The following is a 22,274-nucleotide window of genomic DNA, read 5'->3' as shown; positions in this document are numbered from 1 at the left end:
TGATACTATACCTTTTATGTACGTGTAAAGTTCACTTCTGGAGGTTCCAATGTCCGAAAACAAGCATTACGGCCGTCAAATATTGCTCAGCCTGTTTATAACTGTCTTTATCCTACTGGGATTGCTCTATCTTGCCTCAAGATACCTGCTTCCCCTTTACTCAGTTAATCAAGAGCAGATATATGATGTTCTGGTGAAGCTTTTCCCCTTGCTCATCGGACTGGTTATGATTGAGATCGGTGTGTTGGTCGCCAGAAAGCGTGATGAAGATTACGCCGACGAGGTGGACAAGCTTCCTCCCAATGCCTATGACAAACCCTTTTACACCCTTCCTGGAGACGATCCTGCCCATCGCCATTCCGATGAGATGGCCTTCAGCCAGCCCTTGGTATCGCGCAAGGAGATGCAGGAGAGTTCCCCCGCACCGGAAGATGAACTGATCGCACCTACCCCGGTGATCCGCGAAGTCATGCAGCCTACCTACACGATAGCTGAGAGGGCAGAAAAGGAAGAGGTTGCTCCTATCACGACCGCTGCCGTTGTCGAGAACATCGAGCCGGTTGCAGAGGTTGCCATACCCGCTGTGACGGCCAAGACCTACAGCACCGACTTTGCCTCCATGCTCTCCCTCGAATTGGAAAATGCCCAGGAAATGGATTATGACCTCACCCTGGTCCTCATCGATGTCAGCCATGGACCGGCAGAGCAGATCGCAAACAAGATGCTCATGCTCAGTGGGGAACTTGCCTATAGCTTCTCCCTGCCAAACAGCCGGATTGCAATGATCCTTCCCTTCTACAACGCTGAGGAAGCCCGCTCCTTTACCCTTTCCCTGATCGATAGCTGCAAGAAGGAGTTCTCAGGCTCCTCCCTGCAGATTGGGTTTGCCTCACGAAACGGCAGGGTACTGGACAGCTCCCTGCTCCTGCATGAAGCAGAGGCTGCATGCGTCCTTGAAGAGGACGATAACCAGGCCTAGGATTTCAGGGGAATATCAAAGCACATCCTGTCCCGGGTAAGGATAGTGGAAGGGAATATCTTCTGGGCATCCTCAGCCAGGAACTTCAGTTCCCAGTCATTGTAGCGGGGACTGTAGTGGATGAGGGCAAGCTGCTTGACTTCAGCCTCCTTGGCAATACGGGCCGCCTGCTCTGATGTCATGTGCTTCTTCTCCTTGGCTGTCTCTTCCATGTCAGAACAAAACATCCCTTCACAAAACAACAGGTCACTCTTCTTCACATGCTCGGCAATTGATGGCAGGTAGAGGGAATCAGTGACGAAACTGAACTTCCTTCCCTCCCGCGCCTGTCCCATGACCATGGAAGGTTCAACCACCTTCCCATCGTCAAGGGTGACGGGGATACCTTTCTGCAGACGTCCCCATAAAGGCCCCTTGGGGATACCGAGCTCCTCGGCAAGTTCAGGATGGAACTCACCGGGACGTAACTTCTCCTCCATCACATAGCCAACACAAGGCTTGGTGTGGCTGAGCTCAAATGCAGATACCGTATACTCCTCATTGTCGATCAGGATGCCAGGATTGGCGACCTTGACGACGATCTCGTAGTTGATATACATGTCAAGGATCCTGCGGTTTGCATCGATGTACTCCTTCAGCCGGGCGGGTCCATAGATGGTCAGCGGATCGTTCCTATCCACCTGGCTGGAGAGCATCAGCATGCCAGGGAGTCCTGTTACATGGTCGGCATGCATATGGCTGATAAAAATGGAGTTGATCTTCTTCCATTTCAGGTTGAGCATCTTCAACGATATCTGAGTCCCTTCCCCACAATCAAACAAAAAGAGTTCGCCGTCACGTCTGACCATGGCACTGGTAAGGAATCTATTGGGCAGCGGCATCATACCACTGGTCCCTAAAGCAAATACTTCAAAATTCATGGTGGTAGTATATAGAAAAACCTAGCTTAGTCAAAGCGGGTACTCTGCAACAAGGGAATCTTCCTCACTCTTCGTATGCTCCAGACAACCGACAAGGCACTGACCAGGACAAGAACCAGGACAATCTTAGCAATATCGAGAAGGGGAATGGTGACGGGAAAGTCCAGCAGGTAAAAGGAAAGTGCGGGAATCGAGCGGAGGGCGAGCCATGACAGCATCGATCCCAGATTGAGACCCAGCAGGATTCCCAGCGCAGTCCCAAGCAGGATCGAGATGAGGGTAACTATCATCACAGTGGAGAAATATACACTCCTTACGAGAGCGTTGCTTGCCCCAAGCAGCTTGAGCAGGGCAATCCTGTTCTTGTCATCCTCGATCAGTTCCCTACTCAGTTCGCTGATGAAATACCCACAGAGGATTGCAACGACGATCATGACCCCCAATACAGCCTGCCGGCTGGTCTCGAGGTTGGTTGCCACAGCATAGTTCTCCTGGTCCCAGGAGGTCACGGAAAGCCCTTCCCCCTCCAGAAACTGGCGGACAGGCCTAATGGCATTGTTCGCAACAAGAATTTCATAATAGGTATCGGCCTTGGTGGAGAAGAGCTTCTCCATCAGGGAGATGTCACAAAACATCAGATTCTCATCCAGTTCCTTGTACCCAGAATCATAGAGGTTCCCTACGATGCAAAGCTGGGGCCTCAAGCTAGTGTTGTTGATCATCATCAGGGCAATCCTGTCCCCCTGCCCTACGCCCAATAGGTTGGCAAGTGTCGTGCTCAGTAGGACTTGGGGCAGCGTGGAACCATTGGCATCGAGAGGGGGGTCAAGGAAGGTCAGCGCCTGCTTCCTCTCTTCGTTGAAATAGGAGCTCTCCACCCCCTTGAGGCGGACCATGAGGTTTTTGGAAGGGCTATATACCAAGGAAAAGGTCTGGGCTACCAGCTGTACATCGACAATTTCAGGATGGGTGGGTATAGTGGTCCCAGGTTTCTCATGCACCTGCAGATGGCCATTGCCCAGCAGTGCATACTTGTTGGCAATGCCATTGCTCATCGAGACAACGAAGAGCTGGGCAAATACCAGGGATGCAACTACCAGGGTGACCAGCAAGACATTGTACAGGATCCGTTTCTTTGCAGAACGGCTACTGTGGATGCCAAGCTTGCGGGATATGAGCATGGAGACCAGCGCTGAGCTCACTGTACAACCTCCAGAGATCGGTTGTGGAGGTTATAGACCCGGTCGCAACGAAGGGCAAAGGCCTTGTTGTGGGTAATGAGCATCAGGGCAACCTCTTTTTCGGCAACCATGGCGAACAACATGTTCTCGATAAGCTCTGCGTTCCTCTCATCCAGGGAACCTGTGGGCTCATCGGCAAACAGGATCAGCGGGTCATTGACCAGTGCCCTGGCAATTGCAACCCGCTGCCTCTCCCCTCCTGACAGCTGGTCACTCTTGTGGTCCAACCGGTCCCCCAGCCCAACGCTCTCCAGCAGTTTTTTGGCCCTTTTCTTTGCCACCCTCTGGGGAATGCCAGCGATCATGGCAGGGACTGCTACATTTTCCAGGGCTGTGAAGTCATCGAGCAAGAGGCTGCTTTGGAAAATGAACCCCATCGAACGGCTCCTAATCGTGCTGAGCTTATCGTCCCCGAGGGCTGTGAGGTCCTGGCCTGAAAAGAGCACCTTCCCCCTCTGGGGTGAGAGCAGTCCGGCACTGATTTGCAGCATCGTACTTTTCCCGGAACCACTCTTCCCCGTAATGGCAACGCTGGTTGCTGAAAACAGGCTGAGATTAATGGAATCAAGGATCTCAATAGGCTCCCCGCCGCGGGCCGTAGCAGGAAAACTCTTGCCAACCCCCTGTAGGGAGAGAACTTCATTGGACTTCATCATGTGCAAACATCTCCATGATATCGGCCTTCAGGATCCGGCGTGTCCCCAGATAGGAGGCAATGCCGCTGAAGAAAAGGACGAGGACCACCAGGAAAAGCAAATCAAGCGGCCTTATCACCAGCTTGAGGTGAACACCAAGGCTTGTGTAGATATACTCGGAAAAGGCAGGATAGGCCAGGACCCCACAGAAGGAGAGCAAACCACCACTGATCGCCCCTACTGCAGAGACGATCAATGCTTGCAGAACAAAGAGCTGCTGTACCCGCCTCTTGGGCAGCCCCATCGACCGAAGCATCGCAATCTCCCTCTGCTTGGCCAAAAGAAGACGTTTCGAGCTGTTTCGGATGTGGATGAGAATGACGACAATCATCAAGAACAACATCAGGGCCATCATGCCCTGTTCCAATTGCATCGCCCCATACAAGGAAGCATTGGCCTCTTTCCAGGTTACAGGCTCAAGGGTAGGATCCATCTGCCTGACCTGCCTTGCCACAGCCTCACTCTTTGCAGAAGAGAATATCCCAACAGAAAGAGGGGCATTCTCATTGAGCGAATAGAGGGTCGGAAGATCGGTAAGGAAGGTGCTGCTATCAAAGTCGTACATCGACGTATAGAAGATGGATCCGACAGTGAGGCTTTTCTGGGTGGGGATCACCGTAGCCTGCTTGCCCTTCTTCAGGAGGGTTACCTCCACGCTCTCCCCTAGTTTCACTGAGGAAAGATGCAGGTAGGATGAGGCAAGGGTTCCCGGGGTAAAGAGCTGCCCGCGATAGGGATGCAGCTGTTCAGCGAAGGGCCCCTTGCTTTCGATGGCACGGATCCTCCCTGCAAGGGTAGAACCATCAAGCCCCTGGAGAAGGACAGGTATCTCGCTGTAGAGGAAGGCATGGTCAACCAGCGGAAGCTCTTGCAGCTCCCCTACCAAGGCAGCGCCTTTTTTGAGGTCGGTAAAGGAGAGTGGGATATGGACATCAAACGACTCAAATGTCCTGATGTCCTCAAACTGGTTGGTCTGTAAGGCTTGCATGAACGCCAACACCATCGTTATGGCAAACAGACAGAGGGCAAGGCCAGATGCAATGCGTACACTGGTGATCCTATGCCGGTTCTCTGAGGAGAACGCATACCGCCTTGCCAAAAATACCATCATACAGGCTACCTGTACCTGATGGAGAGCACACGGTTGCCATCCAGAGCGTAGGTGATGTCACAATAGGGGAGATTGTTGTCATACAAGGTCTCGACCTTTCCCTTGTCCTCAAAAAAGCGTGTCTCCTTCTCGAGGTTTGTATCCCTATAGAGCTTTTCCTGCACGCGCCTGCCCTCCACATAGACCGATACCCGCCTCGATCCCTTCAGATCCTCCTCACTCTCCTCAACAAGGACCCGTTCATCATTATACCGGTATCCAGTCGTTAGGGAAGGAGAAATGCGAGATATGAGTAGTCCGTGCTCGTCATACACCTCCCGTACCTCCTGGCCGTTTCTCTCTGTTGTCAGCTCAAGGCCTCCCTGTGGGAGGTAGGCAATCCTTACCGACTCCAAAAGCGTATCCCTGTTCCAGACCTCCTTGGCCTGAAGGTTGGGCGTTACCTGGAGTACCTTCTCAAACTGACCATCCTTGAGGTAGGAGAACCAGCTTTTGGAGGATGAACTGTCAAAATAGGAGATGGAAGTTCCTGTTTTTGTTATGGTGAGGATCCCACTCAGGCCTTTGGTTATGGCATCGTAGGCATAGAGTTCCATCTCAAGGAGAAGGCCATCTTCCACCACGGTGGTCTTTCCCAGGATACCGCTATCCTCATAGTAGAAGTAGCGGGTGGTGTTCCCTTCGGCCTCCGAGATGAGGCGGTTGTCCAGATAGTGCTCTGTTTTCACCGAATCATCGGAGAAGGTGTGGGTACTGACAATCAGGGCACTACCCTCCTGCCTCTCCGTCTTTTCCCAAACAGGGGCTTCAAGATGGAAGAGTATCGAGCTCTCCCCATCGAGGGTGAGTCTATACTCGCTATCCTGCCCATAGCTGCCTCTTTGCTGTCCGATACTGTTGGATACCAGATCCTGATGGGCTGGCAGGGAAGAAACTAGCAACAGGAACAGCAGCAAGGAGGATAGCCTTCTCATAGGCCTACCAAGGTGTCGAGAAATTCGTCCTTGTCGAAAGGATGCATGTCCGAGTAGGTCTCCCCTGTTCCCACAAAGGAGATGGGGATGCCGAACTTCTGGCCGATCTGGACCAGTGCACCACCCTTTGCAAGCGAGTCATACTTGGAGAGGATCAAGGCATCGAGCTTGACAGCCTGATTGAAGAGGTCAGCCTGGCTGATCCCATTCTGTCCGGTCGTGCTGTCGATCACCAGGAACTTCTTGTAGTGCGCCTCATCAACACCCCTACTCTTTACGACCTTGTCTATCTTGGAGAGTTCCCGAAGCAGGTTCTCCTTGTTGTGCATTCGCCCTGCAGTGTCGACAAGGATCAGCTGTTCCCCCTTGGCTTGGGCAGAGGTGATGGCATCATAGACCACAGAGCCAGGGTCACTGCCATTCTTTTGCTTGACGATCCTGCAGCCAAGTCGCTGGGCATGTACTTCAAGTTGGTCAATGGCGGCAGCGCGGAAGGTATCCCCGGCAGCAAGCATGACATCATAGCCCTGGTCCTTGTACATCTTTGCCATCTTGGCGATGGAGGTGGTCTTTCCAACCCCGTTGACCCCGAGGATCAGGAACACCGTCAGGCTGTTCTTGTCTATTTCAGGGGTGTACGCCTCTACCTTTGTAGCGAGCAGGCGTTTCATCATCTGCTGGAGGTCCTGTTGTGTGGCAGGCTTTTCACTTTTTGCTACCTTGCGCAACTCATCGGATATTTCCATGGCAAGCGTTGCCCCCAGATCCCCCTCTATCAGGAAATCCTCAAGATCCTCATAGAACTTCTCATTGAAGCTCTTGACTCCAAACAGGGCCTTTAGCCTTGAACCAAATCCTTTCAGCATTGCATTCTCCAACAGAGTGCTACCGTACGCTTGACCCAGCAAGGGATGCATAGGAAGCAAGATTCATGATTGTTTGCAAGGAGGAGACAAGGGCAAAGCCACTTGTCGCAACCAGCAGTGGCTGCCACAACGGGTTTGCCACCTCGAACGTTTCAGAGAGTGTGGAACAAGCCACATAGAGTCCAAAAACCAGCATAGTATTTCGCAAACTTTTATAGAAGCCCCTCTGTTTTTCCTCAAGGAGCTCAACACTGCTCATCCATTCAGGTTTGAGTTCGACAAGAAGCGAGTCCGTGGGACTCTGGAGTTGGATGGTCTTGCTTGCAAACCCATCCTTCTGGGCAACGACAAGCATGGGGAGGGAGTACTGGCCAAGGGTAATGCTTGATGCATTGCCGAGGAAGGATCCCTGTACATACCAGTTGCTCGCGCCAAAGGGTGAAACAAGCTCGATGGAGCCCAGATCCAATGGTTTCAGCGAACCTGGGATGTGGGTGATCGTACCAGGCTGCACCGTCAGGCTGACCGTACGGCTGGCATATCCAACACTGGAGAGGGTGAGTACTAATTCCCCTGGCTTTACCAGGGTATGGGAGCCGCTCAGGATGAGGTCCTCATTGTTTGCCTCTATCCTCACTGCAGGACCAAGCTGGTCGAACACAAGCATCGAGGCATCTGATCCGGCTGTCCTTTGCAGCAAAGCCAGGGCGATATCCTCTTTCTTCTCCCTCAGGTCCTGCTTTACGACCACCTGGTCAAAGATAAGTCTTGTACTGGAAGAAGGCGCATCATACCAGAAGAGCCTGATTCGCTTTACGGAGGCAAGTTCTGTCGTCTGTATCAACAGCAGGGCATCCAGACCTTCCTTGGAACAAAACCAAGGTCGGGAAGCCTCAAACGTCCCCAACATCGTTGCTCGTTTTTCCTCAAAGGGAAAGGTGCGGTAGGTCACACCAAGAGGATATGGGGGTTCGACCAGGGCAGGCAGCTCTGCCTTGGAAGCCTTTTCCAGCTCCAGGGGGGAATGCTTGGCATAGGAGAGGGAGATGGTTTCGTTTTTCATCATCTCAGAAGATCTTTCCTGCTTTGCAAGCAGATACTCAGAATAGGAAGTAGGTGCAATAGTGAAGAGGTTGGCATATCCTGTGCCAACCTCTTGCACAAAACTTTCCAAAGCCTCGGTGCCACTTTGCAAGGAGAGGATGCCGACGGAATAGGAGACCTGCTCGCCAAACAAAGGCAGGCATACCAGGAGCATGCCCATGACTGCCAACCTAAGCGGGAACAGCCTCACCCCTATGCCTCCTTTTTCGACCACCGCAAATAGCTTTCGATAAATGGGCCTATGGCACCATCCATGACCGCCTGAATATTGCCGATGGTCTCCCCTGTCCTATGGTCCTTTACCATGGTGTAAGGTTGGAAAACATAGGAACGGATCTGGCTGCCCCAGGTTATCTCTTTTTTCTCGATGGCAGTCTTCTTTTGTTCCTTTTCACGTTCTTCCCTGTAGTATTCATACAACCGGCTCTTGAGCACCTTGAAGGCCAATTCCTTGTTCATCCCTTGGCTACGTTCATTCTGGCACTGTACCACGATCCCGGAAGCAAAGTGGGTAAGCCTTACCGCACTGTCGGTCTTGTTGACGTGCTGGCCTCCCGCACCTCCGGCCCGGTAGGTATCCAGTCGGTAATCCTCGGGCTTGAGGTCAATCTCAATGGTGTCATCCACCACAGGGGATGCATAGACACTGCTAAAGGAGGTATGGCGGCGTTTCTGTGAATCGAAGGGGCTGATCCGCACCAGACGGTGCACCCCAGCCTCACCTTTCAGATAGCCAAAGCAATAGGAACCGCTTACCTTCATGGTAACACTCTTGATGCCACCCTCATCTTCCTGGAGGTCGAGGATCTGGTTCTTGAAACCATTGCGCTCGCAATAGCGAAGATACATGCGCATGAGCATGCTAGCCCAGTCACTGGCCTCTGTCCCGCCGGTGCCCGCATGGATGGTGAGGAAGCAGTCGCTCTTGTCGAACTGCCCATCAAGGAGGGTCTTGAGCTTGAGCTTGCCGTACTCTTCCTGGAGATCCTCTATCTGGCCATTGATCTCATCCTGCTCTTCCTTGTTTTCAGGTTCATCAGCATAGATCGCAATAAGGTCGGCCATTTCGTCCATCTTGCCGATGAGTTCCTTCCACGGATAGTAGGCATCCTTCAGGCCATTGAGCTCGGCGAACAGTGCTTCAGCGCCTTTCTTGTCTTCCCAAAATCCTGGTTCCAAGGTCTTCTTTTCCAACTCTGAAATTCGTTCCAACAGGTTGGAGGAGTCAAAGACGCCTCCATACGGTATAGGCTTCTTCTTTCATATCCTCAAACTGTGATCTATTCTGGAAATACATAGGGACTCCTCAATATTATTTTCGTTCCAGCCTTAGTCCAAGCGTATGCTTCTGATGTGCACCTGGGGCCAGGTCCAACCGCCATACAGGCATGAATAAGGTGTGTTGGTAGAGGCTTTCCTCACCCAACGTCGTCTTATAGTCAATAGTATAATCTTCTTTCAGCAAGGTAAAGCGAGTATCGGAAACCAGGGTGATCATGGTATTGTTGGGTTCATCAAAGATCTTGAAGGACTTTACCTCATTGACCACCACTTCGGCTTCCTCGTAAGGGGTGAGTTTTCTCTCTTCCATTAGGGAGAAGGAAATCGTAGGCTTGTTGGAACCTATGGAGAGGGGGACCTCACAACCATACATGCTCTGGATGGTCTCATCGCCTGTGTTTATGAGGGTAAGCTCCACCAGAACCGTATTCTGCCTGAACTTGAACCGTTTCTCGATGGAAAGGGAGCTGGACAGGATGTGATTGGCATCACAATTGGCCTGGGCCAGGTATTCAGTATTTCTGCGGTCGAGTACCGAGACATCATAGACAACCCTTCCCATGTCGATGCACTGCTGCCCATTCTCCTTCTGGTATTCGTACAAGGGGGTCGAGATGGGGAAAAAGACATCGGTGAATACCCGTTGTTTTGTTCCGGGAGTCGGTGCATGGAGGTTCCGGCTGGAGCCCAGACCCTTGAGAGGAACAAAGGTATCGCCGTAGTTGTAGAGGGAAGGTAGGTAGGTCAGCTCACTCAAGGAGCCACCCTTTGCATCAACGACTGCGCTGAGGTTCTTGCCTATGGTAAGGAATTCATCCAGGTCATCACCATCATAGTCAGTGCTTACCGGGTAGGTATGGTCAGGAAGGGCAGAAAGTACGGCATCGGCCTCGTTGAGATAGCGCCAGACAAGCTTCCTCACCGAGGAACGGAGCATGGAGCCATTGGCATCACAGATGTAGGGAGCACCGATGGAGATTTTTTGCAGCAGGATCTCCAGGCGCTTGCGAACATCCTTGTCCTTCTTGTAGTTGCGTGCCGATTCCCACATGGAGGTATATCTTCCATAGAGGTACTGAAGCGACTCATCCTGTACAAAGAGATCATTGAAGCTGGAGAGACCAGAGGTGAGGCTGTCATATCCATAGAGGCCTGCCTGCAGATACCCTCTCTGGGTGGGCTCATTGGGATCATTGACCTCCTCGATGGAGATGGGGCTATAGCTGTACAACAGGGAGAACAGCTCTTCGCTCTGCGCTTCTGTTATGTTGCCCTGGCAGAGTTGGTCAATATTGATCATCGGAAAGCAGAACCTCTTGGAGGGGTCATTCATCAGAAGCCTGATGCGGCTCAATAGGTGTCCAAAGCTGATCTCACCAGAGCCATACTGTTGCACCAATTGGCTGACACCGTTTTCAGTGGGGAGTATCTGCACGTTTTTCCCCAATTCCTGCATCTGGAAAGGCTCCTGGAGGTAGTCCTGCCCCTGGATCGCATTATGGGTGGAGATCACGATCTTGTCGATGCAGCAAAGCGCGAGCGTATTGATATAGACTGGATTGAAATACTGCCCATAGCACCAGAGGGTCTTGCTTCGCTGTGCATACCGCTTCCGGATGGAGGTGGTATTCATCTCTATCTGGTTTGAGCGGTCCTTTGGGGTGAGCAGGGAGAGGACACTCTGGTGGTAGGAACCTGAGAGCAGCTCCACCCTACCCCTTCTGACAAGGTCGGATATGAGCATGTTGACTTCAGGATGGTTCTTCTCCAACCAGTCCATGAGGAAACTGCTCAGGTAGAGCTGCAGTACAGCATCCTGCTCAGAGTTGTACAGATAGGTCAACAGAGGTTTCAACACAGAAACCAACGCCCGTTCGAAAACGGGAGTTGGAGAACCTGCTGGGATCTGGCTATAGGCACCTATCAGTACTTTCATTCCCTACCGCTTGATTATACACTTCGTAGGACAAGCCTCGGCGGCTTCCGCTATCTGAGAGTGTGGCACAGATTGGGTGAATGTGGAAAGGAAATTATCGACCTTACATCCAGATTCTGGAAACTTGTTTTCACAAATCTTACAACCGATACAGGCAACACTGCAAATCTTGCGGATCTTTCCACCAGGATCGTGGTTGTTGCACTCAATGGCATACTCATTATCCTCGTAGATCATCTGAATGACCCCGTTCGGGCAGATCTGTGTACATTTCTCGCAACTGATGCACAAATCTTCGTCAACGATGATGTAGCCATCCTTGTCTTTGGAGATGGCATCTACCGGGCAGACAGCTATACAGCTACCCAAATGCATACAGCCATTCTTGCAGCCATTGTCACCGGCAAAAAGCAGGGCGGCTGCATTGCAGTCGTTCATGCCTTCGTACGCATAGTCCTTGGTTGTAAACTCAGTATTTCCCCGACACATGACGTGGGCAATTTTTCTGCGGGTATCACCGCCTGCCTCAATCTTTGTGCCCATGATCTCAGCCATCTTCTCGTTGAGGGACGAACCACCAGGGGAACAGAGGCCGATCGGTGCCTCACCAAGGGCAACAGCTGCTGCATAGGCGTTACACCCTGCATAGCCGCAGACACCACAATTGGCACCAGGCATCAAGGGTTCTAGGGCCAGGATCTTGGGATCCTTCTTGACCGCAAACTTCTTCTCAGCAATGGAGAGGCCAAAACCGAACAGACCGCCCAACAGGGCTATTACCAAAACAGCGAGTAAAATATTCATGGCTCCCTCCTTATACCAGATGCAGATTAGTGATGAGTGCCTTGTCGAATGCCATGAAAGCCAAGGCCATCAAACCTGCAGAGACAAAGGCAATGGGCATGCCACGAAATGCTTTGCGTACAGGCACCAGGTCAAGCCTCTCGCGGATGTTGCTCATCAGCACAATCGCAAGGGTAAAACCGAGACCGGCAGCAAGACCCGCGGTAAAGGCTTCCATCACATTGTACCCACTGGTTATGTTGATGATCGCGATACCCAGGACGGCACAGTTGGTGGTGATCAAGGGAAGGAAAATTCCCAGGGCCTTGTACAAGGGAGGGCTAATCTTCTGGATGACCATCTCAAGAAGCTGTACCAGGGATGCGATGACCAAGATAAAGGAGAGCGTCTGCAGGTACTGCAAGTTGAAGGGAACCAGAAGATAGTAGTAGATCGCCCAGGTCACCACAGATGCTACTGTGGTGACAAAGGTAACCGAAGCTCCCATGCCAATGGCATTCTCGCTGTTTTTGGAGACCCCGATAAAGGGGCACAGGCCCAAGAACTGGACGAGGATGAAGTTGTTGATAAAAATGAATGTTATGAGTATTGCAATATAGGACATGTTACTTACCCTTCTTTCGTGAGCTCTTCCAGTCGAAGAATGCCTTCAGATATCCCATGAGCAACAGTGCACCAGGTGCAAGTGCCATGACCCTGACAGGGTTGTCATAGAACCAAGGGATATTTATGACACCACTGAATCCACCGACGGGAAACAAGGTGATGGTACCTGAGCCGAACAGCTCGCGGATAAAGGCAATCAGCGTAATGCCCATGGCAAAGCCGATGCTCATTCCGATGGCATCAAGGGCACTGTCAAGAGGAGTGTTCTTGCTTGCAAATGCCTCTGCCCTTCCCAATATGATGCAGTTGACAACGATCAGGGGAAGGTAGACACCCAAGGCACTGTAGACTGCAGGGACAAAGGCGTGCATCACCATCTCAGTTACGGTAACCAAGGAAGCGATGACGACAATGTAAGCAGGGATGTGGATGCTTGCAGGAATTACCTTGCGAAGCAACGATATGATGATGTTGCTGAACAGGAGCACAAAGAATACCCCTGCTGACATGCCGATGGCATTGGAGACCTGTGTCGATACACCAAGAACAGGACATAGGCCCAGAACAACAATAAAAACCGGATTCTGCTCAAAGAAGCCTTTGGTCAGTTCCTTCATGTGGTTTCCTTTCATTTTGAACCTCCCAGGGTCTTTACATAGTCACTACCACCCCTAATGGCCTTACCAACTGCCATAAAGGTTACAGAGGACCCACTTACTGCGGCAGCATCGGAACTGTTGAGCATGTCCTTGGTTGTGGGAACTGGCTTGGTTGCCCCTGTCCCTACAAACTTGTCCATATATCCTTTCAGCTCGCTTTTCTTGCCGAGGCCGGGGGTCTCGCTGTTTGCGAGCATCTGGGCAAAGAGCATCTTTCCGTCAAGGGTATAGGAGGCAACGAGCGTAAGCTCACCACCGTATCCAGAGCCCTTGAGACCAACGATGTACCCTGTGGTGGCATCGCCCTCGGTGAGGGGAAGCGAGTACACGACGTAGGGAACACTCTCGACACTCTCTTGTTCACCGATGGTCCAGCCGTTGCTCACAGCTTCCAGGGCCCGAGTCTTCTTCTCAAGCTCCTGACGGGCGATGACAGGCTCGGTAATGGAATTGGTGTATCCAAGGGCAAAGGCACAGACAGCACAGATGGAGAGCAGGATGAATGCATATTTCAGGTTCTTTTTCATATCTTCGCCTCCTTAAGCTGCTTGCGATACTCCTTGGTATCGCCAAACTTACGGGGTTTGATATACCGGTCAATGGTTGGCGTGAGGATATTCATCAGCAGGATAGAGACGGAGACCGCCTCAGGCATGCTTCCGAAATATCTGAACAAAAAGGTAAAGAAACCACAGCCCAGACCAAAGATGATCTGACCCTTATGGGTGATGGGAGAGGTTACGTAGTCTGTAGCCATGAACAGTGCACCAAGCATGAGACCGCCCGAGAACAGGGATGGGAAGAAGAAGCCCTTGAACAAGCCCAATTCAGTGGGGATTCCACCGAAGACCCAGCTGAGCAAGCCAACCGAGGCGAGGTAGGTCAAAGGTACATGCCAAGTAATGATTTTCTTCACAAAGAGATAGATTCCGCCAACAAGCAACAGAACTGCACTGACCTCTCCGATACATCCGCCGACATTGCCTAGGAAGGCGTCAATTGAGTAAGGGGAAAATCCCGTAGCCGAAGCGATGGATTGTGCAAAACTGGTCGATGGATATCCACCTTGGGCAAGCAGGGCATTGGAATCCATTCCCAACTTGCCGGAAGCCAATGCTGTCTTGGCAAAGGAGAGTGGGGTTGCTGAACTCAAGGACTCGGGTACCAACGCAGCGAGAGTCCTGGGGAGCTTGTAGTGGCTCATCGGTGTGGTGAAGGAAAAAAAGACAAACACACGACCGGCAAGGGCTGGGTTTACCCAGTTTGCCCCAAGGCCACCAAACGTCCATTTGGCCACGAAAATGGCAAACGCGCTTGCGACAAACGGAATGTAGAGAGGAACGGTCGGGCTCATGTTCATTCCAACCAGCAAGCCGGTAAGGAAGGCAGAACCATCCCAAAGGGTGGATTCCTTAGAGAAGCGGCCCAACAGATGCTCACACAGCAGAGCCGACAGGATTGCTACGGCAAGGACCAGCAGCGAACGGAATCCGAAGGCATAGATACCCCAGAGGGTCGCAGGAGCAAGTGCCAAGGAGACACTCCACATGATAGATGCAGTATCGGCCTTCGCATGGATATGCGGTGATGACGATACTGTCAAAGAGGGTTTGTTCATTTCTTTTTTCTCCCCAACTTCTTTCCTGTCTTCATCCCATGCACCAGCGGAAGGTGAGCCGGGCAGACATAGGAACAACAGCCACACTCTTTACAATCCATGAGGCTATGCTGCATCGCATTCTCATACTGGCCGTTTATGATGTATCGATAGAGATGTGAAGGCATCAATCCAATAGGACAGGCTGCCACACAACGTCCACAGTTTATGCATACGGTGGTTCTCTCTTTCTTCTGGGGGGCAAGGGCAAGCAAGCCGCTGGAGCCCTTGGCTATCGGGGTATCTTCACTGAAGAACGAAAAGCCCATCATGGGACCGCCGCTTACCAACTTTTCGGGCTCACTGGAGAACCCACCACAGAAGGCGAGAAGATCACTGACCTTGGTACCGATGGGTGCAAGGATGTTCTTGGGTTGTGCGATGCACTCCCCGGTGACACTGATGACCCGTTCATACAGGCTCTTGTGCAGGACAATAGCCTCATATATCGCATAGCAGGTACCGACGTTGGCAACTACAGCCCCAATGTCGAGGGGAAGCTTGCCCGAAGGAATCTCCCTGTTTATGGTTGCCTTGAGCAGCTGCTTCTCATCCCCCTGGGGGTATTTCATCTTCAGGCCCATGACTTCAATGGGATAGCCCTTGCTCTGGGCAATTGCAGAAAGGTGCTCGATGCAGTCTACCTTGTTCAGCTCGATGCCGATGATGATGCGTTTTGCACCGATGATCTTTGCTGCGATCATAGCCCCTTGCAAGGCCTCATCACCTTTCTCCAGCATGATGCGATAGTCTGCAGTAAGGTAGGGCTCGCACTCTACACCATTTACCACAAATGCATCCACGCTCTTGTCTGCGGGGATGGAAAACTTTACATGGGCGGGAAATGTTGCCCCACCCAACCCAACGATTCCAAGGTCCTTGACCTGTGCAAGCAACTGGGCACTATCCTGGGTCTTCCAATCGAAGGTTTCGGTAGGTTCTGCATCCTGCTCCGTATCGGGAACGATGACAAAAGCATCGCAGGTCACACTATTTGCCAAGGTGACCTTTCGGATCTCCTTGACGATACCATTTACTGGTGAATGGACATCGGCACTGATGAAACCAGAAGCCTGTCCAATCTTCTCTCCCCGTTTGACGGTGTCCCCTTTGGCCTTGAGGGCCTTTGCCGGTGCACCAAGATGCTGTGACAATGAGACCAGCAACTCGCTAGGCATGGGAAGTCGTTCTATCGGCTGCGAACGACTAAATACCTTTTTGTCGCTTGGATGCACACCACCCTTGCTGAACGTAGGCACTTTCTGCATAGAAAACGCTCCTTACTATGATGATCATAAACTCTATGAGTGAATTTTTACGAAATGCGGTTCTATTGTACAGGAAAATACGTATAATGGAAACCATGAATCGAATATTTAGGTATGCTTTTTGGAAGCTCAAGAGAACGAAAGTGTATGCCCTCGTTGGAAAAAGCGGGACAGGAAAAAGCTTTCGTTCAAAACTTGTGGCACAAAAATATGGCATTGACCTCATCATTGATGACGGTTTGCTCATCCGCGGCGACCGTATCCTTGCAGGCAAGTCAGCCAAACGCGAGGAGAATGTCCTCTCCGCTGTAAGGACTGCGGTTTTTGATGACGCTGAACATCAAAAGCAGGTAATCGATGCAATACAGAAAGAAAAATTCCACAAGATACTGCTGATTGGTACAAGCGAAAAAATGGTCTACAAGATAGCCAGCAGACTGAACCTGCCCCAACCGGAAAAATTGCTCCGCATAGAGGACATTGCCACCAAAGAGGAGATCGAGACCGCCATGCGCATCCGCTATACGGAAGGCAAGCATGTAATCCCTGTCCCTTCGATAGAGATCACCCGAAACTATCCACAGATTGTCTATGACACGATGCGGGTCTTTTTCAAGAAAAAGCACCGCACCCCCTTCAAGAAGAGGGACATGAGCTTCGAGAAGACCATTGTCCGGCCCGAGTTCAGCAAATATGGGAAAGCCACCGTAAGTGAGGCTGCCCTCACCCAGATGGTGGCCCACTGCCTCGATGAGTTTGATAGCCAAATCAAGGTTAAGCGGGTGCAGGTAGTGATAAAGAGCGAGGGCTATGCCCTTACGGTCAAGCTACGGGTGCCACTACAACACCACATAGCCACCACCCTTAGCGAACTGCAGGAGTACATTGCTGACAGCCTGGAAAAATATGGCGGAATCTTTGTAGCCAGCGTAAACATTGAGATCGAGGAGTGGGCCTAAAGGTCGTGGGCCTCTGCACTGGTGGTTACAGCAGGCTGCTGCCCACCGGTTCCCTCACCGGTTCGTTTGGGTCCCCTGGTTCTGCTTCTTCTCTTTTTGGTTACTGCAGAGACCTCGCCTGAACCTTCGCTTCGCTTGGGCCTTGACGGGCCCCTTCTCTGCGGTGGCTTGTTTGCAGGCCTCTGGTTACGTACACAGTTGCGGGGAGTACGGAACCCACGCTCGGTCAGCAGCCGTTCACTGGCCAGTTCCACCTCATAGTTCGACGGGGTCATGGGGCTTATGAGCACCTTGATCTGTCTGAAGGTTTCCTTGAAACGCTCATCAATGGTCAACTGGTCATCGGCAAATACAATGAGTGGGTCAACCAGGGCCTTGATCATATCGGCAAGCATGACCTGCGAGCCCTTGTTCGCCTTGGCCAACATCACCCGTTCATCCAAGTTCTTCAGGCTTGACTGCACCTGGGGAAACTTGCTGTAGATGGAAAAACAGGGGAGCATGAAGACCAGAAGCTTGTATTTCTGTAGTTCATTGAAGATCTCACGGCTATGGCCGGAGGCGAGGATCTTGTTCACCTCTTCAGTCAGCCGGCTGCTGGAGGTCCTCGAAAGTTCATTGCAGTGCTTGCGGATTGCCATGCGGATATTGAGCCTCAAGGCAAAGCCGGTGGTTACCGAGTACTTGATGGCCCGGATCATCCGAACAGGATCTTCCTTGAATGACTCATCCAAGGGGATGATGGAGCTGATCCGCTTTTTCTTGAAATCCTCCATCGCATTGTTGAAGTCCAGCAACTGGTTGGTGGTCGGGTCATAGTAGAAGGAGTTGACAGAAAAGTCACGGCGCTTTGCATCCTGGTCTATGGAACCAAACACATTGTTGTTCCCTTCCATTGCCTCTTCGCCGCTACGGAAGGTGGAGACCTCATGAATCTTGTCCTTGAAGACAAGGTGAACCAGCTTGAAGCGCTTGCCGATTATCCGGGCATTCCAGAACAGCCGTTGGATCTGTCTGGGAGATGCACTGGTGGCTATATCAAAATCCTTGGGGATCTGGTTTAGCATGAGGTCACGTACAGCTCCACCCACGAGGTAGGCTTCCGCCCCTGACTGCTGTAGTTTCTTGATCGCCCAGACGGCATCCCTGTCAAGGAGAGCATAATTAATCTTATGCTCCTTTTGGGTGTAAATGTTCGCAACCGGGACTGTTTTTCCGTTTTCGTCTTGTTTGTATCTAATCAGCATACTGCTCTCAATGTATAATATAGGAAAGAACCGCATATTGCAGAGCACCAGCGATTCGTTATACACTATTTGTACACCATCCAGGTCAAAAGCACAACAGGAGTATGAGATAATGAGAGATGAAAGAGAGAGGCGGACTATCATTGAACCCAAAGTTTTGAAGGGATTTCGTGATTTTCTGCCATCCATGGAGATACCGAAGAAAGCCATTATCAATAAACTTGAAGCACATTTCTCCCTGTATGGATTTGTACCGATAGACACTCCTGTACTGGAATACACTGAAGTGCTGCTCGGTAAGGGCGGAGGGGAGACCGACAAGCAGATCTTCCACTTCCTTGACAACGGGGAACGTGATGTGGCGCTTCGCTTCGACCTCACCGTCCCTTTTGCCCGTTTTTTGGCCCAACACCAGAATGAACTCTCCCTACCCTTCAAGCGATTCCACATCGACAAGGTCTGGCGTGGGGAAAACCCCCAGAAAGGACGATTCCGGGAATTTACCCAGTGTGATTTTGATATTGTCGGTACTGACAGCGCAGAGGCCGACTACGAGATCCTCTCCATGATGGAGAGCTCCTTCTCCGTCATGGGAATTACTGACTTCCAGTTCTGCATCGCCCACCGGGGCCTGTTCAACGCATTCCTGGCCCATCTGGAGGTTGAGGAGAAGAGTGTCGAAATCCTCAGATGCGTCGACAAGCTGCGAAAGATCGGAGAACAAGAGGTAGTCTCCTTGCTGCATGAGATTACCTCCTCCCAAAAGAAGGCGGAGATGATCGTGCAGTACATCACCAAGGAAAACCCTGACGAGAGTTTTCTGACAACCTTGGAGCGCCTCTCTACCCTTGCAGGAAATGAGACGGAACACACCTCAAGGATGAGGACGATCTACGCCTACCTCCAGGAGGCCGGCATCGAAACCCACTTTACCCTTGACCCGTCCATTACAAGGGGCCTGGACTACTACACCGGTATCGTCTATGAGACCTTCCTCACCAAACTACCCCACTTCGGGTCGGTATGCAGTGGAGGACGGTACAACGACCTTGCATCCCTCTATACCAAAGAGAAGCTCCCTGGTGTCGGGTCCTCCATCGGGCTTGACCGCCTCCTTGCAGCCTTGGAAGAGCTGGACAGCCCGCTCATAAAGAAAGCTAGTTCGTCCGACCTTATCATCTTTTGCCAGGATGCCACCCTTCGCAGCTGGTATGACCAGCTTGCCCGCACCTTCAGGGCAAGGAAGATCCGTACCGACGTCTACCTTCTTGACAAGAAGATGGCAGCCCAGTTCAAGTACGCAGAGGCAAACCACATACCCTTCGGCCTGAGCTGCGGGAAAGAAGAAAGAGAGGCTGGGAAGGTAAGCCTCAAGAACCTAGAAACACGGCAGTCGCACCCGATGATTTCCATCGAGGAAGCCATTGCCATCATCACAAAGGAATTATTTTGAAAGATATGAAAATGTTGCCTGTGTACCAACACAGGAAGGAAATTCTCAATGCACTACAGGACAACCAGGTAATCATCGTAGAAAGTCCTACAGGAAGCGGAAAGACAACCCAGCTTCCCATAATCCTCCATGAGGCCGGGTATACTGACTCGCTCATGGTGGGAATCACCCAACCCAGGCGGATAGCCACCCTCAGCGTTTCGGACTTCATCCGCAAGCAGGTCAACAAGGACCTTGATTTCGTCGGATACAAGATGCGGTTCGACGATACAACAAGCCTCAATACAAAAATCAAGGTCATGACTGACGGGATCCTGCTGATGGAACTGAAGGCTGACCCCCTCTTGAAAAACTACGGGGTAATCCTCGTGGACGAAGCCCATGAACGGTCGCTGAACATCGACTTCATCCTCGGTCTCTTGCAGGATGTCATGAAAAACAGACCCGATTTCAAGGTCATCATCTCCAGCGCAACCATCAATACCAAGGTCTTCAGCCAGTTCTTCGGCAATGCACCGGTCATCAGCATAGATTCCAAGATCTACCCCATCGATGTTTTCTACCGTCCTCTTGAACAGGAAAACATCGAGAACCAGGTCGAGGCCATCACCAAGATTGTCATGGCACAGGCCAAAAAACATGGTGGGGATATCCTGGTGTTCATGAGTGGCGAGTTTGACATCACAGCCTGCGTCAACAGCCTCTACATGGCAGACCCTGACAAGCTTCTGGAAATCTACCCCCTCTTTGGGCGGCTGAGCAAGGAAGAGCAGGAGTCGGTATTCAACGAGACAGGCGAAGGAAAGACCAAGGTAGTCGTCTCCACCAACATCGCAGAGACCTCGGTTACCATCGACGGCATCACCACCGTAATCGATACCGGCATTGCTAAGATCAACTTCTACAACCAGAAGGACTTCACCTCCTCCCTTGTTCCGCTTCCTACCAGCAGAAGCAGCTGTGACCAGCGCAAGGGCCGGGCAGGAAGGACGGCACCAGGTGTCTGTTTCCGCCTCTACAGCGAAGAGGATTTCAAGGAGAGGATGCTCTACGGTACCGAGGAGATCCTCAGGACCGACCTCAGCGAGGTAGTGCTCAGGATGAGCGACCTTGGCATCTACGACTATGAGCACTTCCCCTTCATCACCCGACCCAAGAACAGCGCCATCACCAGTGCTGAGGAGACCCTGCGTTTCATCGGTGCCATCGACGAGAACCGCCGCCTAACCACGGTTGGGGCCCTGATGTGCAAGTTCCCCTTGCTGCCAAGGCACTCCCGTGTGTTGGTAGAGGCCCTGGTTCACTACCCTGATGTCCTGGAAGAGGTGCTTATTGCCGTTGCCTTCCTCTCCACCAAGAACCCATTCCTCTTTGTCCCTGGAGAAGAGGACCTCTCGCGGGCGGCACACAAACGATTCAGCACCACCGAGTATGGTGACTTTGTCAAATACCTGAACCTATTCAAGCAGTACACGGCAAACACCACCAAGGAAGCCAGGCAGAAGTTCTGCAAGAAGTACTACCTCGACTTCCAGGGCATGCAGGAGATCGTCCATGTTGACGAACAGCTTGGTGAGATTTGCGGAGCGATTGGATTTCCCCTCACCCATGGCGGGAACATCCGTGAATACCTGAGCTGCATTGCAAGCGGCCTGTTGCAGTACATCTGCATCAGGACAGACAGAAACATGTACAAGAGCCTTACGGCAAACCAGGTATTCATCCATCCGGGGAGTGCCTACTTCAAGACCCTTCCCCAGTTCATCATAGCCGGAGAGATCGTACAGACCAGCCGGATGTATGCCCGCTCTGTCAGCCCCCTGGAAAAAGAGTGGCTGGATGACATTTCACCCGATATCTACAAGCAGTTGGTCGGAATCTCCAGACCAGAGAAAACAGAAATCTCTGCAAGGGAAAAGAGAAAGCTGGAGCAGGAAGAGCAGAAGATCGAGCGGGAAGAGAAAAGCAAGACGACCGTCTCTGTCTACAAGCGCACCTACCCTACCGTCACCCAGGGCAAGAAGAACCGTATGGTCGCCATCATTCCCCTGGAAGATCTCGCATATCTCTACCAAGCAAACGAAAAGGCCCCCAAAAGACCAAAGAATTTTTCTGCAGCTCTCATATGGCAGGGGTTCTACATCCACTACGGGGACAAGTTCTTCTCCATCCTCGACCTGCATGAGAAGATTGACCTGGCCAAGGGAGTCCTGGACAACCCGCCCAGTGGTGTCTTCACCATCAATGACGGGCAGGCCTTGGTGGATAACCTGAAGTGGATATTGACCCTCTGCAAAAGCAAAAAGGAACGCAAGCGCCTTGGCTTTGTATCCTTTGAGGAGAGTGGGGATGGAAACTTCCGCTTTACCTTCAACCATGACGGCTTCGATGCCCTCGATGAGTCACTGTACAACCTGTTGCAGCTTGCTGACCGATTTGAGGATGCAGGACTTGAAAAGCTTGCCAAACAGACTGGCAAGCTCTATGGGAACCTGTTGAAACTGGTCGAATAGA

General features: G+C 51.7%; 20 protein-coding genes. 4 read left to right on the top strand and 16 right to left on the bottom strand.

Going from position 1 to position 22,274, the window contains the following annotated elements:
• Positions 1 to 49: 49 nt before the first annotated feature.
• Complete coding sequence (locus ROJ03_RS02720; protein ID WP_313725455.1) at positions 50 to 979, top strand: hypothetical protein; 930 nt, start codon at positions 50 to 52, stop codon at positions 977 to 979.
• Here ROJ03_RS02720 and ROJ03_RS02715 read toward each other — a convergent pair.
• The 15 genes from ROJ03_RS02715 to rsxC all read right to left on the bottom strand — a co-directional run bounded on the left by ROJ03_RS02715 (position 976) and on the right by rsxC (position 16,101).
• Positions 976 to 1,899 carry a ribonuclease Z gene (locus ROJ03_RS02715; protein WP_313725454.1) on the bottom strand — a complete coding sequence of 308 codons (924 nt, stop codon included), beginning with the start codon at positions 1,897 to 1,899 and terminating at the stop codon, positions 976 to 978. The genes ROJ03_RS02720 and ROJ03_RS02715 overlap by 4 nt on opposite strands.
• Before the next feature lie 26 nt (positions 1,900 to 1,925).
• Complete coding sequence (locus tag ROJ03_RS02710; RefSeq protein ID WP_313725453.1) at positions 1,926 to 3,101, bottom strand: ABC transporter permease; 1,176 nt, start codon at positions 3,099 to 3,101, stop codon at positions 1,926 to 1,928.
• The gene (locus ROJ03_RS02705; RefSeq protein ID WP_313725452.1) at positions 3,098 to 3,796 is read right to left on the bottom strand and encodes an ABC transporter ATP-binding protein; all 699 of its coding nucleotides are present in this window, start codon (positions 3,794 to 3,796) and stop codon (positions 3,098 to 3,100) included. Before ROJ03_RS02705 ends, ROJ03_RS02710 begins: the two co-directional genes overlap by 4 nt.
• Positions 3,780 to 4,946, bottom strand: coding sequence for an FtsX-like permease family protein (locus ROJ03_RS02700; RefSeq protein WP_313725451.1), 1,167 nt, complete (start codon positions 4,944 to 4,946; stop codon positions 3,780 to 3,782). Before ROJ03_RS02700 ends, ROJ03_RS02705 begins: the two co-directional genes overlap by 17 nt.
• Before the next feature lie 5 nt (positions 4,947 to 4,951).
• Positions 4,952 to 5,920 carry a hypothetical protein gene (locus ROJ03_RS02695; protein ID WP_313725450.1) on the bottom strand — a complete coding sequence of 323 codons (969 nt, stop codon included), beginning with the start codon at positions 5,918 to 5,920 and terminating at the stop codon, positions 4,952 to 4,954.
• Positions 5,917 to 6,786: a signal recognition particle-docking protein FtsY gene (gene ftsY, locus ROJ03_RS02690; protein ID WP_313725449.1), complete on the bottom strand. Its 870-nt coding sequence runs from the start codon at positions 6,784 to 6,786 to the stop codon at positions 5,917 to 5,919. The genes ROJ03_RS02695 and ftsY overlap by 4 nt, the downstream gene beginning before the upstream one ends.
• A gap of 19 nt (positions 6,787 to 6,805) precedes the next feature.
• Positions 6,806 to 8,080: a hypothetical protein gene (locus tag ROJ03_RS02685; protein WP_313725448.1), complete on the bottom strand. Its 1,275-nt coding sequence runs from the start codon at positions 8,078 to 8,080 to the stop codon at positions 6,806 to 6,808.
• 2 nt (positions 8,081 to 8,082) lie between these two features.
• Positions 8,083 to 9,187, bottom strand: a protein-coding gene (gene prfB, locus ROJ03_RS02680; protein WP_313725447.1) for a peptide chain release factor 2 whose coding sequence is annotated in 2 segments (ribosomal slippage) — positions 8,083 to 9,117 and positions 9,119 to 9,187 — 1,104 coding nt in all. Because the reading frame shifts where the segments join, the coding sequence is not laid out codon by codon here.
• Positions 9,188 to 9,202: 15 nt separating this feature from the next.
• Positions 9,203 to 11,107, bottom strand: coding sequence for an alpha-amylase/4-alpha-glucanotransferase domain-containing protein (locus tag ROJ03_RS02675; protein WP_313725446.1), 1,905 nt, complete (start codon positions 11,105 to 11,107; stop codon positions 9,203 to 9,205).
• A 3-nt stretch (positions 11,108 to 11,110) separates the two neighbouring features.
• Positions 11,111 to 11,911 (bottom strand): RnfABCDGE type electron transport complex subunit B, encoded by an 801-nt coding sequence (locus ROJ03_RS02670; RefSeq protein ID WP_313725445.1) that lies wholly within the window; start codon positions 11,909 to 11,911, stop codon positions 11,111 to 11,113.
• Between the two features lie 10 nt (positions 11,912 to 11,921).
• Entirely contained in the window at positions 11,922 to 12,515 is a 594-nt protein-coding gene (gene rsxA, locus ROJ03_RS02665) for an electron transport complex subunit RsxA (protein WP_313725444.1), read from the bottom strand.
• A gap of 1 nt (position 12,516) precedes the next feature.
• Positions 12,517 to 13,149, bottom strand: coding sequence for an electron transport complex subunit RsxE (gene rsxE / locus ROJ03_RS02660; RefSeq protein WP_313725443.1), 633 nt, complete (start codon positions 13,147 to 13,149; stop codon positions 12,517 to 12,519).
• Complete coding sequence (locus tag ROJ03_RS02655) at positions 13,146 to 13,703, bottom strand: FMN-binding protein (RefSeq protein ID WP_313725442.1); 558 nt, start codon at positions 13,701 to 13,703, stop codon at positions 13,146 to 13,148. The genes rsxE and ROJ03_RS02655 overlap by 4 nt, the downstream gene beginning before the upstream one ends.
• A complete protein-coding gene (locus ROJ03_RS02650; protein WP_313725441.1) occupies positions 13,700 to 14,794 on the bottom strand; it encodes an RnfABCDGE type electron transport complex subunit D in 1,095 nt (364 codons plus the stop codon). Before ROJ03_RS02650 ends, ROJ03_RS02655 begins: the two co-directional genes overlap by 4 nt.
• Positions 14,791 to 16,101, bottom strand: coding sequence for an electron transport complex subunit RsxC (gene rsxC, locus ROJ03_RS02645; protein WP_313725440.1), 1,311 nt, complete (start codon positions 16,099 to 16,101; stop codon positions 14,791 to 14,793). The genes ROJ03_RS02650 and rsxC overlap by 4 nt, the downstream gene beginning before the upstream one ends.
• An 86-nt stretch (positions 16,102 to 16,187) precedes the next feature.
• Between rsxC and ROJ03_RS02640 the strand changes: the two genes are divergently transcribed.
• Complete coding sequence (locus ROJ03_RS02640; protein WP_313725439.1) at positions 16,188 to 17,060, top strand: hypothetical protein; 873 nt, start codon at positions 16,188 to 16,190, stop codon at positions 17,058 to 17,060.
• On the opposite strand, the gene ROJ03_RS02635 is transcribed toward ROJ03_RS02640, so the two are convergent.
• Positions 17,057 to 18,307 (bottom strand): poly(A) polymerase, encoded by a 1,251-nt coding sequence (locus ROJ03_RS02635; RefSeq protein ID WP_313725438.1) that lies wholly within the window; start codon positions 18,305 to 18,307, stop codon positions 17,057 to 17,059. The genes ROJ03_RS02640 and ROJ03_RS02635 overlap by 4 nt on opposite strands.
• 112 nt (positions 18,308 to 18,419) lie before the next feature.
• Here ROJ03_RS02635 and hisS point away from each other — a divergent pair, with 112 nt between their 5' ends.
• Both hisS and ROJ03_RS02625 read left to right on the top strand, forming a co-directional pair.
• The gene (gene hisS, locus ROJ03_RS02630) at positions 18,420 to 19,760 is read left to right on the top strand and encodes a histidine--tRNA ligase (RefSeq protein ID WP_313725437.1); all 1,341 of its coding nucleotides are present in this window, start codon (positions 18,420 to 18,422) and stop codon (positions 19,758 to 19,760) included.
• Positions 19,761 to 19,765: 5 nt separating this feature from the next.
• Positions 19,766 to 22,273, top strand: a complete 2,508-nt coding sequence (locus ROJ03_RS02625) for an ATP-dependent RNA helicase (RefSeq protein ID WP_313725436.1) — start codon at positions 19,766 to 19,768, stop codon at positions 22,271 to 22,273.
• Position 22,274: the final 1 nt, after the last annotated feature.

Origin of the sequence: Sphaerochaeta sp. PS (assembly GCF_032144095.1) — a bacterium.
Taxonomy (GTDB): Bacteria; Spirochaetota; Spirochaetia; order Sphaerochaetales; family Sphaerochaetaceae; genus Sphaerochaeta.
Note: the sequence above shows the minus strand (reverse complement) of the source record. Positions and strands in the feature narration are given on the sequence as shown.

Excerpts from the sequence above, each read along its gene's own strand:
- ROJ03_RS02720 (WP_313725455.1), top strand. The coding sequence starts at position 50 with ATGTCCGAAAACAAGCATTACGGCCGTCAAATATTGCTCAGCCTGTTT.
- ROJ03_RS02715 (WP_313725454.1), bottom strand. The coding sequence starts at position 1,899 with ATGAATTTTGAAGTATTTGCTTTAGGGACCAGTGGTATGATGCCGCTG.
- ROJ03_RS02705 (WP_313725452.1), bottom strand. The coding sequence starts at position 3,796 with ATGATGAAGTCCAATGAAGTTCTCTCCCTACAGGGGGTTGGCAAGAGT.
- ROJ03_RS02700 (WP_313725451.1), bottom strand. The coding sequence starts at position 4,946 with ATGATGGTATTTTTGGCAAGGCGGTATGCGTTCTCCTCAGAGAACCGG.
- ROJ03_RS02695 (WP_313725450.1), bottom strand. The coding sequence starts at position 5,920 with ATGAGAAGGCTATCCTCCTTGCTGCTGTTCCTGTTGCTAGTTTCTTCC.
- ftsY (WP_313725449.1), bottom strand. The coding sequence starts at position 6,786 with ATGCTGAAAGGATTTGGTTCAAGGCTAAAGGCCCTGTTTGGAGTCAAG.
- ROJ03_RS02675 (WP_313725446.1), bottom strand. The coding sequence starts at position 11,107 with ATGAAAGTACTGATAGGTGCCTATAGCCAGATCCCAGCAGGTTCTCCA.
- ROJ03_RS02670 (WP_313725445.1), bottom strand. The coding sequence starts at position 11,911 with ATGAATATTTTACTCGCTGTTTTGGTAATAGCCCTGTTGGGCGGTCTG.
- rsxA (WP_313725444.1), bottom strand. The coding sequence starts at position 12,515 with ATGTCCTATATTGCAATACTCATAACATTCATTTTTATCAACAACTTC.
- rsxE (WP_313725443.1), bottom strand. The coding sequence starts at position 13,149 with ATGAAAGGAAACCACATGAAGGAACTGACCAAAGGCTTCTTTGAGCAG.
- ROJ03_RS02655 (WP_313725442.1), bottom strand. The coding sequence starts at position 13,703 with ATGAAAAAGAACCTGAAATATGCATTCATCCTGCTCTCCATCTGTGCT.
- ROJ03_RS02650 (WP_313725441.1), bottom strand. The coding sequence starts at position 14,794 with ATGAACAAACCCTCTTTGACAGTATCGTCATCACCGCATATCCATGCG.
- rsxC (WP_313725440.1), bottom strand. The coding sequence starts at position 16,101 with ATGCAGAAAGTGCCTACGTTCAGCAAGGGTGGTGTGCATCCAAGCGAC.
- ROJ03_RS02640 (WP_313725439.1), top strand. The coding sequence starts at position 16,188 with ATGGAAACCATGAATCGAATATTTAGGTATGCTTTTTGGAAGCTCAAG.
- ROJ03_RS02635 (WP_313725438.1), bottom strand. The coding sequence starts at position 18,307 with ATGCTGATTAGATACAAACAAGACGAAAACGGAAAAACAGTCCCGGTT.
- hisS (WP_313725437.1), top strand. The coding sequence starts at position 18,420 with ATGAGAGATGAAAGAGAGAGGCGGACTATCATTGAACCCAAAGTTTTG.
- ROJ03_RS02625 (WP_313725436.1), top strand. The coding sequence starts at position 19,766 with ATGAAAATGTTGCCTGTGTACCAACACAGGAAGGAAATTCTCAATGCA.